Annotated in this window: 11 protein-coding genes; 4 read left to right on the top strand and 7 right to left on the bottom strand. The window is 63.4% G+C overall.

Annotated features, from left to right (window positions below; genetic code table 11):
* Nucleotides 1-61: 61 nt before the first annotated feature.
* Nucleotides 62-736 (bottom strand): COQ9 family protein, encoded by a 675-nt coding sequence (locus AB6B38_RS09405; protein WP_371392596.1) that lies wholly within the window; start codon nt 734-736, stop codon nt 62-64.
* Between the two features lie 214 nt (nt 737-950).
* Here AB6B38_RS09405 and rpsU point away from each other — a divergent pair, with 214 nt between their 5' ends.
* Both rpsU and AB6B38_RS09395 read left to right on the top strand, forming a co-directional pair.
* The gene (gene rpsU, locus AB6B38_RS09400; RefSeq protein ID WP_036514953.1) at nt 951-1,184 is read left to right on the top strand and encodes a 30S ribosomal protein S21; all 234 of its coding nucleotides are present in this window, start codon (nt 951-953) and stop codon (nt 1,182-1,184) included.
* Nucleotides 1,185-1,325: 141 nt separating this feature from the next.
* Entirely contained in the window at nt 1,326-1,667 is a 342-nt protein-coding gene (locus AB6B38_RS09395; protein ID WP_371392595.1) for a hypothetical protein, read from the top strand.
* On the opposite strand, the gene AB6B38_RS09390 is transcribed toward AB6B38_RS09395, so the two are convergent.
* The 6 genes from AB6B38_RS09390 to AB6B38_RS09365 form a co-directional block, all read right to left on the bottom strand.
* Nucleotides 1,664-2,386, bottom strand: coding sequence for a M48 family metallopeptidase (locus AB6B38_RS09390; protein WP_371392594.1), 723 nt, complete (start codon nt 2,384-2,386; stop codon nt 1,664-1,666). The genes AB6B38_RS09395 and AB6B38_RS09390 overlap by 4 nt on opposite strands.
* Before the next feature lie 7 nt (nt 2,387-2,393).
* On the bottom strand, nt 2,394-4,703 hold the full coding sequence (locus AB6B38_RS09385; RefSeq protein WP_371392593.1) for a penicillin acylase family protein: 2,310 nt from the start codon (nt 4,701-4,703) through the stop codon (nt 2,394-2,396).
* An 80-nt stretch (nt 4,704-4,783) separates the two neighbouring features.
* Complete coding sequence (locus tag AB6B38_RS09380) at nt 4,784-6,205, bottom strand: coniferyl aldehyde dehydrogenase (protein WP_371392592.1); 1,422 nt, start codon at nt 6,203-6,205, stop codon at nt 4,784-4,786.
* Between the two features lie 34 nt (nt 6,206-6,239).
* Complete coding sequence (locus tag AB6B38_RS09375) at nt 6,240-7,844, bottom strand: GMC family oxidoreductase (protein WP_371392591.1); 1,605 nt, start codon at nt 7,842-7,844, stop codon at nt 6,240-6,242.
* Complete coding sequence (locus AB6B38_RS09370) at nt 7,844-9,163, bottom strand: serine hydrolase domain-containing protein (RefSeq protein ID WP_371392590.1); 1,320 nt, start codon at nt 9,161-9,163, stop codon at nt 7,844-7,846. The genes AB6B38_RS09375 and AB6B38_RS09370 overlap by 1 nt, the downstream gene beginning before the upstream one ends.
* A gap of 116 nt (nt 9,164-9,279) precedes the next feature.
* Nucleotides 9,280-10,434: a PQQ-dependent sugar dehydrogenase gene (locus AB6B38_RS09365; protein WP_371392589.1), complete on the bottom strand. Its 1,155-nt coding sequence runs from the start codon at nt 10,432-10,434 to the stop codon at nt 9,280-9,282.
* A 165-nt stretch (nt 10,435-10,599) separates the two neighbouring features.
* Between AB6B38_RS09365 and AB6B38_RS09360 the strand changes: the two genes are divergently transcribed.
* Nucleotides 10,600-11,040, top strand: a complete 441-nt coding sequence (locus tag AB6B38_RS09360; RefSeq protein WP_371392588.1) for a hypothetical protein — start codon at nt 10,600-10,602, stop codon at nt 11,038-11,040.
* A gap of 153 nt (nt 11,041-11,193) precedes the next feature.
* Complete coding sequence (locus AB6B38_RS09355) at nt 11,194-13,875, top strand: TonB-dependent receptor (protein ID WP_371392587.1); 2,682 nt, start codon at nt 11,194-11,196, stop codon at nt 13,873-13,875.
* Nucleotides 13,876-13,933 lie beyond the last annotated feature (58 nt).

Here is a 13,933-nt window from a genome sequence, read left to right as displayed (position 1 = left end):
AGTCGCGGGCGCGCGTTCGCGCTTGCGGCGCTGCGCGCCGGGAGTTCAGAACATGTGACGGTTACCGCGTCCCGTAGCGCATTTTCGCCGCCATGGCGGCAAAGTCCGGCAGGCCGGCAAGCTGCTTGTTCAGTTTCGCCTTCACCTTTTCAAACTCCATCACATTGGCGATGCGCCGGTCGAGGAAGGCGAGCGTTTCGGGCTTTTCCGGGTCACTCTCTGAGAGCCAGATGGCGAGGCTGGACGTCCACACGCCGGTCAGGATCGCCCGCTTGGAATACCAGTTGGCATCGGTCGAGGTGTCGCCAATCGCCCGCCAGATCATGTCGGACGTGTTCCAGGCGAGCTCTGCGCCAGTAGCAATCCCGTCGGGCAGCAGCAGGCGGGCGCGGGCGCGCGACAGTGCATCTTCATGGCCTTTGCCAGCTTCGAGGCGGAGCACGACCGCGCGGCGGATACGCTCGCGGATTTTCGCCGGTGATTCTCCCGCTGTTATGGCGTCGCGCGCCTGCTCATCCATCTCGCGCCACCAGAACACGATCAGGCTGATGACACCTTCCGGGCAGTAGAGCGCTACCTCGTCATCGCTGATCCCGGCATCGCGCGCAGCCATGCGCAGGAGCGATCCTGACCAGCCCTCAAAGGGAACGTGGGGCAGGGCAGCGTCCAGCAGGCGGGCGCGGGCCGCATCAGCGCGGGAACGATTGGGGCGGTCAGAGGCGTTTGATGTGCTCATGGCGGTAATCTAGTGTGAATTTGTGTGCGCGTCATCGCGTCAGCATGCCGCGATGCGTATGGACACAAGGCCCCGGCTCTGGTAACACCCGCGCCTCATCGCAAAGTTTCTGGCGGAACAGGCGATCCAGAACCGCTCTGTTGCGCCTTTTTCGTGTTAGAATTCTGGGTGACCGGCCAGACCGGACCCGTTGCAGGACCTGGGAGAGTAAGTCATCGTTCAGATCGTCGTGCGCGATAACAATGTCGAGCAAGCGCTCAAGGCATTGAAAAAGAAAATGCAGCGGGAAGGCACTTTCCGCGAGATGAAGCGCCGCAACCATTACGAAAAGCCGTCTGAAAAGCGCGCTCGCCAGAAGGCGGAGGCTATCCGCCGCGCCCGCAAGCTGGCCCGCAAGCGCGCCCAGCGCGAAGGTCTGCTGCCGCGCACGGCAACGGCCCGCCGCTAGGCTCAGCCCCTTTTCGGGACTGCACATGCATTACGCCGCGCCGGAGCTTCCGGCGCGGCGTTTTGCGTTGCCCGGATTGTCCTTGACGGGGCAGCGAGAGGGCAGAAAAGTGAACGGCGTTCACTTTTCCTGGAGGGTTCCATGATCCTGCTTGCCCGTCTTGTCGCGATTGCCATTGCCGCGGGGACGTTCGCGTTCCTGTTCATCAACAATTCGTGGCGGTTGGAAAATCTGTTTCTGGTGCCGGATCTGGTCCTTTGTGCGCTGCTGGTAGCCGGTGCCTTGCTGCCTGTGCGCCATGCCCATCCGGTATTGTTGTTCGGTTTCGGCTATACGGCCGGTGTCCTGTCCTGCTCGGTGGCGTCCTACGCAGTTGCCGGCCAGCTTGGCGCAGCCAGCCTGCTGGGTGCTATCGCGGCGGCTGTAATGTCCGGCCTGCTCTGGGTGCGGCGTGACGCGTTCCTGCGCCCGCCCGCACCCTAGAAGGCAAATCCCGGCGGGGTGCGCTCGCGCATCGACCGCCGCCGGGCTTTGTGGTCGGGCATGATGGCGTCCAGCAGGGCATAGAAGCGCTGCGAATGGTTCATCTCGATGAGGTGGCACGCCTCGTGGGCGCACACATAGTCGATCTCGCCCTCGGGAAAGGCGATCAGGCGCGTATTCATGCGGATCACACCGTCCGATGAACAGCTGCCCCAGCGCGATTCCTGCGCCCGTACTTTCACCTGCGGGGCAGGCAGGCCGAGCGCCCTGGCATAGTGGGCGATACGCGGCGTGTAATGGGCGAGCGCAGTATCGCTCCGCCAGCGCTTCACCGCCCTGAAAATGGTGGCATCGCGCAAGGATGGCTCCAGGCGCTCATCAACACTTACCCGTAACGCATCGCCTTCCACGCTGACCAGCGTGCGCGCGCGGGCGTGCGGCTCGATCACGACGTCCAGCTCGCGGCCCAGATAGCCGATTGTCTGGCCCTCCGCGCCGGTAAATTCCGGCCTTGCCCGCGCGCTCCACTTCTCCAGCCGGGGCAATATCCACCCCGCCCGGTCGCGTGCCACCCGGTCGGCCTCGATGGCCGGTGTGCGCTGGGGCAGGGTGATGGTCAGCCCGTCCGCATCGATCCGCAGGCCGATAGTCCGCCGCCGCGAATGGCGCACGCGGTAGGTGACGTCCCTGCCTGCCAGCTCGATCCTGCGGGTCTGCATTGTGCTCCTAGCGAGGTCTCAGTGTCAGCACGCGCGATCCTTCCGGTGCGCTGTCCGGCGTCCAGTCATCGCGGATCTGGAAATATTCCCCGCGCGACCAGAGCTCCGCCAGGTCGCGATAATGCGGGGATAGCGGATGGCCGGACTGTCCCGGTCCATGGATGAAGCGCGAATTATTCAGATCGGCAAGATCATAGACCGCCCGCAGCGAGGCGGCGTGGACGATATCAAACCCTTCACCGGCATAGCTGAAATTGGCGACATTGACGGTCGTGCCATCGCCGCCCACCGGCACGCGCACGCCGAACATGTCGCCCAGCACGGCCAGCCCGTCCATCGGGTGGGCGAAATAGCCCTGCGCGTGATCGCCCCAGCGCCAGCTGGACAAATTGCCGCCATTGGTGCGCGCCAGCTCTGCCACGGCGGTATCCAGCGCCAGTCCGGCAATGACCGGGCAGGTCTCCACAGGGATGGTCTCCACATTATTGCACCACGAGGACGCATCGCCGGTCAGCACGTCCTGCACGAAGACCGGCCGGGGGCCCCGGAAATAGCGCGCCATGGGACCCAGCTCATCGGCCCAGATCGCTTCGGTCAGTACACGCAGCCAGGCCGACAGGATCAGCCCTTCCGGGGCGTCAGCATCCAGCGAGGCGTTCCAGCCCTCAAGACGGGCCAGCGCCTCAAGGCCCAGCTCACTTTCAGGCTGCGCGGCCAGCAGGGCCGGCAGGATGGCTTGCGCCAGTGCAGAGGTGACATCCATCTGCATGGTGATGAAGCCTTCCAGCGAATGCCGGCGGCGCTCAGCCAGCATGGTCTCGATCCGCACCGCGCGGTGCACCGCATAGCGGCCCGGCAGCGGGTAGGGGTAGGCCGCGCCTGCAGGCAAATTATTGCCCGATGCAATCGATCCACCAGCCGGGTTGGCGATGCGAGGCAGCTCCTCGAACGGGACAAAGCCCGTCCACTCGCCATCCTCATCGCGTATGGGCAGAAGGCCCGCCGTGGTGTAGCCGATCGTGCCGTCCACGCCCGCATAGTGCATGTTCTGCATCGGCGCGGTCCAGCCGCGCCCGGCCTCCACGAAATCGTCCCAGCCGGTGGAGCGCATGATGGCCAGCGTGGCATCGGCCACCCGGTTGCGCGGATCAGACACGGTGGAGCGGCGCACCACCAGCGCATCGGAATCAAAGCCGGTCAGATCAAACCATTGCGGGTCGAGGACTGGACCTTCTGCGGTCTCGGTCACAGTGAGTTCAAACGGCGCACGCTGGCCGCGTATATGTATGGTTTCCACGCGTGTATTGGTCTGTGTGGTTTCGCTGTCGCGCTCCACAAGGTCGATCACTTTAAAGCCGGTATTGGTAAAGCCCCACGCGCCATGGGCATTGCGCCCCAGCGTGATGAAGGGTGTACCCGGCAGGGATGCGCCCAGTACCGGACCGAAGGAGAGGTTCAGCCGGGTGAAATACCAGATGGATGGCGCGGACAGGCCCAGATGCGGATCATTGGCCAGCAGCGGCGCGCCGGTCTCGGTGCGCTCCCCGGAGACGATCCAGGCATTGGAGCCGGGCTCGTTATCGGGCTGCGTACCGGCAGGCGGAGGCAGGGTCTGGCGGCGGATATCGCCAAAGGCGGCGTTGATATCCTCGTCTTTGAGCGTGGTTGGCGCCCAGTCCGGGAAGGCGGAGAGGAACTGCTCTAGCAGTCCCTCATCAAGCACCTGCGAAGCGCGGGCGCGCTCGCGGTCCTCGCCCTCGCCAGCGGCCAGATCATCCGCCAGCACAACCACCACGGAGGCAGAATCGGCCAGCGTCCAGGGTTCGGGCTGCCTGCGAAGCAGCAGGTATTCAGGGGCGTGATTGCCCTGCTCCAGGCGCGCATTCACGCCGCTGACATAAGCCTCGACGATGAGGCGGGCCTCGTCAGACAGGTTTGCGAGCGCATGGCGGGACGCTTCTGGAAAGCCATAAGTGCGCGCGCGGATATCGGCGCGCAGGGCGCGCTCGCCAAACAGCTCCGACAGGCGGCCCTGCGCGGTGCGCCGGTAAAGGTCCATCTGGAAGAAGCGTTCGGCGGCGTGTGTATAGCCAAGGGCGAAATAGACGTCCGCATCGGTCTCGCCGAAAATGTGCGCCACGCCATACTGATCGCGCACCACATTGACCGGCGCTGTCACGCCCTCAAGGCGCACCTCGCCCTCGGTGCGGGGCTGTGACCCCACGAACCGCCAGCCCGCCCAGCCGGTTACAGCCAGAACAAGCACCAGCACCAGCGCCACAACGCCGATAACGCCGCGCACAATCCATTTTACCATGATAGCCCCCCGACTCAGGCCCCGCGCCCCGGAGCGGCGCGAGCTTATCAAGCTGAAGGCGCGTGGGAAGCGGTGAGCGCTTACCCGGCCTGCAGTTTCTTGAAAAATTCAAATAGCTTTCCGTAGGGCGGTGCCATCAGGCGGATCGGATGCCAGACGGGCGCGTGAAACACGCTGCGCTCATGGCAGAAGGTGCGAAAACCCTCCTCACCATGATAGGCGCCATAGCCCGATGCGCCCGTGCCGCCGAAGGGCAAATCTTCGACCGACAGGTGCAGCATGGGCACATTCACGCCCACCCCGCCCGACATGGTCTTGTCGAGAAAGCCCTGCGCGGTGGTCTTCGATTTTGTATAGACATAAAGCGCCAGCGGCCGGTCGCGCTCATTGATGAAGCGCGCGGCGTCATCAAGGCCATCATGGCCGAGCACCGGCAATACAGGACCGAAAATCTCCTCCGTCATCAGCTTGGAGTCTGCCGGCGCATTCAACACGACCGTCGGCGGGAAGGCATGGTGATTGCCGCCCGTGCCGCTTTCGGTGGGAACCTGCAGCACGGTCGCGCCGCCCTTGCGCGCTTCCTCCACCATGTCGGTGATGCGCTTGTAGTGCCGCTCCGAAACGATGCCGGTATAGTCATCATTGCTGTCCGGGCCGGGCCAGAACTTGCCTGCATTGCCGATAATCGCCTCGGCGAGGGATTGCTCAGAGCCCTTGGGGGTCAGCACATAGTCCGGCGCGACGCAGGTCTGGCCGGCATTGAAGTACTTGCCCCAGGCGATGGTCTTGGCCGCTTCCTCGATATCGAAATCGGGCGCGATGACGGTGGGAGATTTGCCGCCCAGCTCCAGCGTGACGGGGGTGAGGTTCTTGGCGGCCGCCTGCGCCACCAGCCGCCCCACATGGGTGGAGCCGGTGTAGAAAAGATGGTCGAAGGCCAGGTCGCAGAAAGCCTGCCCCACCTCCGGCCCGCCGGTGATGACGGCGACATGATCTTCCGAATAGAGGCTGCCAAGCGTCTCTTTCAGGAGGTCAGCCACGCGCGGCGTGTATTCGGAGGGCTTTATCATCACCCGGCACCCGGCAGCCAGCGCAGGGACCAGAGGGGCCAGCGCCAGCTGGATCGGGTAGTTCCACGGCGCGACAATGCCGACAACGCCCTTTGGCTCGCGGCGGATATAGGCTTTGCCCGGCGCCAGCGTCATCGGCACCGGAACCGAGCGGTCTGCCATCCAGCTTTTCAGCTTCTGGCGGGTGTGTTTGGCGGTCGCCAGCGTAAAGCCGATCTCGGCGATCTGGGTCTCGGCTGCGGAGCGCCGGCCATAGTCTGCCGACACGGCGGCGGCGAAAGCATCGGCCTTCTCCTTCACCATGGCTTCGAGCTTCTCAAGATCTGCCTTGCGCTCGCCATAGGGGCGTATCTTGCTGGCCTTGAAGGCGGATTTCTGCGCGTCGAAGACCGATTTCATGCGCTCGATCTGGCGGGCTGCGGCGTCACTCATCGGGTCTCTCCTCGGCTTTGGTCTCGAACGGGTTTCAGGCGCCAGCGATAATCATGTCGGCGGCGCGGGTAGCGATCATCATGGTGGGCGCGTTGGTGTTGCCGCCGACAATTCGCGGCATCACGGAGGCATCGACGACGCGAAGGGATTTCACCCCGCGCACGCAGCATTGGGGGTCGGTAACGGCAAGCTCGCCAGACCCCATCGCGCAGGTGGATGTCGGGTGGTAGAGCGTCTCGGCATTGGCGCGCACATGATCGAGAAGCTCCGCGCGCGTGCCATTGGTCTTGGCGGGCAGTTCCAGTTCCTTGAACTCGCCATCGAACGCATCGCTCAGGAGGATGTCGCGTGCAATCTCCAGGCAATCGGTCATCACCTCTGCGTCCTCTTCGTGATCCATGTAATTGGGATCAATGAGGATGGGATCGCGCGGATCGGCGCTTTTCAGACGCAGACTGCCCCGGCTTTGCGGATAGAGATGGCAGGCATGGATCATCATGCCGTGGCCGGTCATGGTCTCGCGCCCATGGGGGCTGCCGCGCGCCGGAATGAAGACAAGCTGGATGTCGGGCAGGTCTTTTGCGCGGCTGGATTTCACAAACCCGCAGCCCTGCACCGGATTGACGGTGAAATTGCCCGTGCCGGTCGTCGCCCATTGCAGCACGTCGCGGGCGGTCGCCGGAAATTTCTTCAGCGAATAGCCGATGGATTTGGCCGAGCGGGTAGAGGCGCGGGCCATGATGTCGAGATGGTCCTGCATGTTCGCGCCGACGCCCGGCAGATCGGCTTCGACCGATATGCCATGCTCGCGCAGATGATCCGCAGGCCCGATGCCCGACAGCATCAGCAGGTGCGGCGTGTTGATCGCCCCGCCGGACAGGATGACCTCCTTGCGGGCGGTGATTGTGCAGGTCTCGCTTTCGGTCTCGATCTCGATGCCCGTCGCCCGGCCTTCCTCGATGACCACCTTGCGGGCCAGTGCGCCGGTGATGACGGTCAGGTTTGGCCGCGTCATGGCGGGTTTGAGGAAGGCGTCGGCGGCCGAGCAGCGCTTGCCGTCCTTTTGCGTCACCTGATAGACACCGAACCCTTCCTGGCCAGCGCCGTTGAAATCATCATTCCACGGCAATTGGCGGCGGCGGCAGGCTTCGTAATAGAGCTCGGTCAGCGGATTGAGCGGCGAGATGGATTTGACATTCAGCGGCCCGCCCTTGCCGTGCCAGGGCTCGCCATGGTTTTCGTTATTCTCTACCCGCTTGAAGGCTTCCAGTGCGGCTTCCCGCCCCCAACCGGTGGCGCCGTAGCGGGTTTCCCACTCGTCGTAATTCTCCCACGCGCCGCGCATATAGTGCATGGCGTTGATGGAGGATGAGCCGCCAAGTGTCTTGCCGCGCGGCCAGTAGAGCTTGCGGTCCTGAAGGTTCTTCTGCGGTTCGGTCCAGTAATCCCAGTTGATCGACGGCTCGGTAATGGCGAACTGCAAGAGCATGGGCGTCTGGATGATCGCCTTCTTGTCTGAGCCGCCCGCCTCGATCACGCAGACCGTGACGGAGGGGTCTTCAGACAGACGGGCTGCCAGAACCGATCCGGCGCTGCCCGCGCCCGCGATCACATAATCGTACACGGACGCGGCGGACATTATTCGCTGTCCTCTTCTGACGCCTCGTCCAGCGGCTCGTCTTCCACGCCCAGCGGCGCATCAAGAGCGGGCTCGTCCACCTCTTCAACCGGCTCCGGCTCCACTTCCAGCGGCGAGACTGTTTCGGCAATCGCGCGCATGACGGTGAACACCTCAGAACCCAGACGCCCCCAGGCCGGATCACCGGCATTCTGGGCTATCACCACGCCGCGCCGCTCATCGACCCAGATATACTGGCCGTAGACACCGGCGAAGAAATACTCGCCATCATGGCCTTCGGGGATCCAGAAATGCAGGCCATAGCCGCGCGGGCCATAGGCCGGCGTCGCGCCTGCCTCATGGGCTGGCGAGACCGGGCGGGTGGCTTCGGTGACCCAGCCTTCGGGCAGCAGGCGCTCCCCGTTCCACACTCCGTCCTGCAGGTAGAACTGGCCCATGCGTGCATAGTCCTCGCTGGTCGCCTGCAGGCAGCAATAGCCGATGGCGACGCCGCGATTGCCCGGCACGTGCTGCAACCATGTGGCGTCAGAAGTCATGCCAAGCGGGGTCCAGATGCGCTGCTCCACCACTTCAGCCAGCGATCCACCAAACACATGGCGCGCGACAGCAGAGAGGACCTGCGTGTTCGTGGAAGCGTAGTGGAGATGTTCGCCGGGTACCAGATCATTGGCGCCAAAGGCGCTGGCCAGCCGATCCGGGCTCTGGCCCATGATAAAGGCATTGAAGAAGAAGGGGCGTACATCGGAAGGACGGTCGGGCGAGTATTCCTCGTTGAAATCGATCCCGGCCGACATCATCAGCAGATGACGCAAGGACACCGTGCCGTAATACGTCCCGGCATATTCGGGCGCATAGCGCTCTGCCGGATCATCAAGGCTTTCGATGAGGCCCTCATCCAGCGCCATCGCGATCAGGCTGGCGACATAGCTCTTGCCCACCGACCAGGAGGTGAAGCGTGTGTTCTCGTCCGCGCCGTGGAAGAAGCGCTGGTGGATCACTTCGCCATCACGCAGCACGGTCAGGCCGGTCGCGCGCGCCGCTTCGAGATATTCATCCAGCGTGCGCGTCTCGCCCTCCCACTCATAGCTCACATCAAGCGGCTGGAGATTGCGAGGCAGGGGGTCGGGGCTGGTGGCAGCAATGCGGGCGCTGGGCAGGATTTCATCCATGCGCTGGAAGGTGGTCACATATTGCTCAGGGTCATCGAGCGCGCGCACGCTGGCGGGCGAAAAGTCCGACCATGGCCGGTAATACCAGCCGCCGAGCGCCAGACCAGCCACGATAATTACGGCCACCAGGCCGATCAGAATACGCTTCATGCGCGCCTCCCCAATTTCTGTGGCCGGTCACGCGCGAATCCGCCCCGGCCCTTGTGTTTGGGCAGAAGTGAACACCTTTCACGCCCCGAAGGCCAGCCCTTTCACTGAGCGTTATGTCAGTCCGCTGGCGAGAGGCGCAGGAGCGCGCCATTGGCATGGTCGGTGAGCACATAAACCAGGCCGTCCAGCCCAATGCGCACATCACGGATACGTAGCCCCTCGTCTGCCAGCAGTTTTTCCTCCGCCACCGCTTCGCCGTCTGCGATCACGACGCGGTGCAGGGCCTGCCCGGCGAGTGCGCCGATCAGCATGTCCCCGTTCCAGTTGGGGAAGGCCCCGCCGCGATAGATGGCCAGGCCCGACGGCGCGATGGAGTTGGGCAGCCATTCGCGCACCGGCGCGGTGTACTCATCGCCATGCTCGGCAAAGGGCGAGATGCGCGCGCCGGAATAGTCGAGGCCGGAGGTGACGATGGGCCAGCCATAATTATGACCGCCTTCGATAATGTTCAGCTCGTCCCCGCCGCGCGGCCCGTGCTCATGCGCCCAGACAACGCCGGTCTCAGGATCGATGGCAATGCCTTGCACATTGCGGTGGCCATAGGTCCAGATATCGGCCAGCGCGCCATCTTCGCCCGCCAGCGGATTACCGCTTGCCGGCGAACCATCGCGGTTAAGCCGCACGATGGCGCCGAAATGATTGGCGAGGTTCTGCGCTTCCTCGCGGAACTCAAACCCGTCCCCCAGGGTAAGCAGCAGCGTGCCATCGCCCATGAAGGCGATGCGCCCGCCAAAATGCGCGCCGCCCGTCTTGTCCATCTGCGAGGTCCAGATCACTTCGCCGTCCAGCAGAGCACCGTCTTCATATCGCGCGCGGTAGAGGGCGGTGTTGTTGGACCGGGCGGTCCCGCTCGCGAAGGAGAGGTAGACCTCGCGGGTTTCCTCAAAATCCGGCGCCAGCACGACATCGAACAGCCCGCCTTGTGAGAGCGCCAGAACCTCCGGCACGCCGCTGACCGGCGCCTCCACCAGCGCGCCATCGCGGATCAGGCGAAGCTGGCCGGTCCGCTCGGTCACCAGCATGTCGCCGCCGGGCAGGAAGGCGAGGCCCCAGGGATGCTCCAGCCCGTCCACGAGTGTTTCCACCGAGACAGCGTGTCCTGTGGCCGGTTCAGGCAGCTCAACCGCTTCGCGATTGTCTGCGCACGCCGCCGCCAGGAGGCCAAGGCCAGCAGCGGCAAGTGCGGATCGATAGATGGCGGTGATGGCCATGGCGGGCGCTCCTTCGACAAAAAAGCGCGTACGCTGGCAAACGGACATTGGCCAAGCGGCGCTTTGCAAGGCATCATGGCCGCAAATCGGCGGGTAACCAAGACAGTTCGCAAGCCGGTGGCTGGCTAACAGGGTGCAAGCCCTGGACAGGGGAGGGCTTAATTGATGGGCTGGTTCAGATATCCGCTGGGGCTGGTGCTGGCGAGCATCTTCATGGCGCTGGCCGGCGTGATCGTGCAGACCCAGTTCGTGCTGGCGGCCCTTTCGGGTGCCGGGGCTGATGTCTCTGCTGCGGATCGCCTGTCGATGACGCTGGCCGACATTGCCGGGCTGGGCCCGCTCTATCTGGTCTTCATCCTGATCGGTTTTGTAATCGCGTTTGCTGCAAGCGCGCTGGTGCTTCGCCTTGCTCCGCTGCCACGCACGCTCGTTTATGCGGTGGCCGGCTCGGTGTGCATGTTCGTCATGCTGACGCTGATGCGCGAGGTTTTCTTCGGTGTGCCGGTCATCGCTGGCGCGCGCAGCCTGACCGGCGAAATCTCGCAAGCGGTGTGCGGCGCGCTTGCGGGTGTGTTCTACGCCTGGATGACAAACCGTCAGGGTTAATTTTCCAAGCCAGTGTGACGCGAATGCCGCACTTGACTGACAGACCGCTAAACACCCGATGACAAATCTGTAAAATCGGGCTTACAGTGCGATCCGAGGCCAAGGGGGCAGATGAACCCGCAGGCTGGACACACCCAGAGGGGGAGGAACCCAATGAAGCGTTTTTCAAGAGCCGCCGTGCTCGGTGCGACCGCGTTGGCCGCTGGCCTTGTCGGCACCGCCGCACAGGCCCAAGTCGAAATCATTACCGTTACAGCCCAGAAGCGTGAGCAGACACTGCAGGAAGTGCCAATCGCCGTGACCGTGGTCCAGGCGGAAACGCTTCAGAACGCGCAGATCGTGGATGCGCTGGACCTTCAGTCGGTCGTGCCTACCCTGCGGGTGAGCCAGCTCGAGCGCAGCTCGAACGCGACCTTCATCATCCGCGGCCAGGGCAACGGGGCAAACAATCCCGGCATCGAGCCGTCGGTTGCGGTGTACATTGACGGTGTGTTCCGGGCGCGTGCTGGCACGGCGCTGTCTGACCTGATGGACATTGAGCGTGTGGAGGTCCTGCGTGGTCCGCAATCCACCCTGTTCGGAAAGAATGCAACCGCCGGCGTTGTGAGCATCATCACCCAGGAGCCGCAGTTTGAATTTGGCGGCCTTGTCGAAGCCACGGTCGGCAATTTCAACCAGCGCCTGGTGCGTGGTTCGTTTACCGGCCCGCTTTCCGAGAATGTCGCTTTCTCCCTGTCAGGTAGCCGCAATTTGCGAGACGGATACTACGAGAATGACGGTCCGGGCGGCGACTTTAACGAGCGGGATCGCTGGGCCGTGCGTGGTCAGCTCCTGTTCACGCCGAGCGAGAATCTGTCACTGCGCCTGATCGCCGACTGGGATGAGATTGACGAACAGTGCTGCGGCACCGATCGGGCGATCGATGGTGCCACTGCGCCGCTTATCCGCAACGTGCTGGGTGGCCAGACTTCGGCTGGCACAGGCTTTAATTACCGGATCGCCACTGATGTAGCGAACGAGAACCAGATCGAAAACCGCGGTCTGTCGCTTCAGGCCGACTGGAACCTGAACGACAATTTGACGTTAAGCTCGATCACGTCTTACCGACTGTATGATGATTTCGTCGACTTTGACGGCGATTTCATCACACTCGCGCTCCTGGGCGAAAACACCCGTGGCCTGGATGTGGGAACCTTCACTCAGGAACTCCGTCTCGCCGGTGACTGGAACAACCGCGCTTTCTTCGTGTTCGGCGCGTTCTACTCCGACGAAGACATGACCGTGACGGATTCGCGCATTTACGGTGCTGATGCGCGTGCTTACGTCGACCTGCTCACCGCATCGGGCACCATTCAGGTCGCTCCGGGCGTGTTTATTCCGGACGCTTCCACCAGTGCCATAACGGCGATTGAGGCGGCTACCGGATTCCCGGCCGGCTCGTTCTACGCGCCCGGTGGCGGTACCCGCTTCACGGTCGATCAATCTGATAGGCAGTTCCAGGTTTTCGGCCAGGTCGATTTCAACATCACCGACCGGTTGACCCTGACGGCTGGCCTTGCCTACTTCCGTAGTGAGAAGGAGGTGGATTTCACGAACATCGTGCGCACCAACCCGTTCTCTGACCTGAACCTCGTAGCCGTCGGTCAGCCGCTCATACTCGCCGGTTTGATCGGTGCCAACCCGCTGTTCACCGGTACAAATCCGCAAGACCCGGTACAGGTGGGCGCGTTCGCTGCAGCCAACCCGGCTGTGTTCGCGGCGCTGCAGGCAGCAGCGACCGGCGCGTCGACGGTGTTCCCGAGCAGCGGCGCTCCGTTGGCAAATCCGCTTTTGACGCTGTTCGAGAGCGGCCTTCAACCGCTTGGCGCTATTACGCCATTCCCGAACTCGGTCGAGAACGGCAGGACCGAAGATTCAGATTGGCCCTATACCCTGCGTCTGGCCTACGATCTCACCGATAATGTCAACGTCTACGCGTCGTTCGCCCGCGGCTTCAAGGCGTCTTCCTGGAACCTTACGGCTGATACCCGGCCGAATACCGCCGACGTGGCGGCCTTGCGTGCCGCCGGCGAGCTCGCCGCTGATAATGCGCTGGGCCAGCCGACAATCATCAATACCGCTGAGGCACTCGGTGTTGCGGGTAACCAACGCTTTGCCCGGCCGGAAATCACTGAAACGTTCGAGATCGGGATCAAGAGCCAGTTCAGCTGGGGCTTCCTGAACGTGGCGGTCTTCGATCAGACGATCACAGACTTCCAGTCATCGATCTTCCAGGGTGCTGGGTTTGCGGTAGTCAATGCTGGTGAGCAGAGCGCACTGGGCTTGGAGTTTGACGCCAGCATCAGGCCGTCGGCCATTCCCGGCCTGACACTCAACCTGTCAGGTATCTGGATGGACGCCGAGTATGACAGCTTCCCTGGAGCTCCGGTCGTTCGGGGTAGCCCGGAGGACCTGGCGGACGGTGTGCCGGACGGTATCGGTGATCTGTCAGGGGCAACGGTAGCGGGCATTCCGGAATTCTCGGGCTCGTTCGGCTTCCAGTACGCCCGCGACTTTGATTTTGGCGAAGCTTTCGTCCGGGCTGACTACCAGTACGCATCGGAGACGGGTCTTGGAGACAGCTTGCCTGCGTCGCTCACCCGCGAGGTCAGCACGGTCAACGCCTCAGTTGGTGTGAACCTCAACAACGGGCTTGAAGCCTTGCTCTGGGGCCGGAACCTCAACGGTGACGAGTACTATACCGCTGGCTTCCCGACAACGCTTCAGCCGGGCTCCATCTCGACCTATGCCAACCAGCCGCGTACCTACGGCCTCACGCTGCGGGCACGCTTCTAGAACGGGTCTCCTTCGGGGGATCGGCAGGGGCCGGGAGGGAGACCTCCCGGCCTCTTTT

Origin of the sequence: Glycocaulis abyssi (assembly GCF_041429775.1) — a bacterium.
In the GTDB taxonomy this organism is placed as follows: Bacteria; Pseudomonadota; Alphaproteobacteria; order Caulobacterales; family Maricaulaceae; genus Glycocaulis; species Glycocaulis abyssi.
Note: the sequence above shows the minus strand (reverse complement) of the source record. Positions and strands in the feature narration are given on the sequence as shown.

Excerpts from the sequence above, each read along its gene's own strand:
- AB6B38_RS09405 (WP_371392596.1), bottom strand. The coding sequence starts at position 736 with ATGAGCACATCAAACGCCTCTGACCGCCCCAATCGTTCCCGCGCTGAT.
- AB6B38_RS09395 (WP_371392595.1), top strand. The coding sequence starts at position 1,326 with ATGATCCTGCTTGCCCGTCTTGTCGCGATTGCCATTGCCGCGGGGACG.
- AB6B38_RS09390 (WP_371392594.1), bottom strand. The coding sequence starts at position 2,386 with ATGCAGACCCGCAGGATCGAGCTGGCAGGCAGGGACGTCACCTACCGC.
- AB6B38_RS09385 (WP_371392593.1), bottom strand. The coding sequence starts at position 4,703 with ATGGTAAAATGGATTGTGCGCGGCGTTATCGGCGTTGTGGCGCTGGTG.
- AB6B38_RS09380 (WP_371392592.1), bottom strand. The coding sequence starts at position 6,205 with ATGAGTGACGCCGCAGCCCGCCAGATCGAGCGCATGAAATCGGTCTTC.
- AB6B38_RS09375 (WP_371392591.1), bottom strand. The coding sequence starts at position 7,844 with ATGTCCGCCGCGTCCGTGTACGATTATGTGATCGCGGGCGCGGGCAGC.
- AB6B38_RS09370 (WP_371392590.1), bottom strand. The coding sequence starts at position 9,163 with ATGAAGCGTATTCTGATCGGCCTGGTGGCCGTAATTATCGTGGCTGGT.
- AB6B38_RS09365 (WP_371392589.1), bottom strand. The coding sequence starts at position 10,434 with ATGGCCATCACCGCCATCTATCGATCCGCACTTGCCGCTGCTGGCCTT.
- AB6B38_RS09360 (WP_371392588.1), top strand. The coding sequence starts at position 10,600 with ATGGGCTGGTTCAGATATCCGCTGGGGCTGGTGCTGGCGAGCATCTTC.
- AB6B38_RS09355 (WP_371392587.1), top strand. The coding sequence starts at position 11,194 with ATGAAGCGTTTTTCAAGAGCCGCCGTGCTCGGTGCGACCGCGTTGGCC.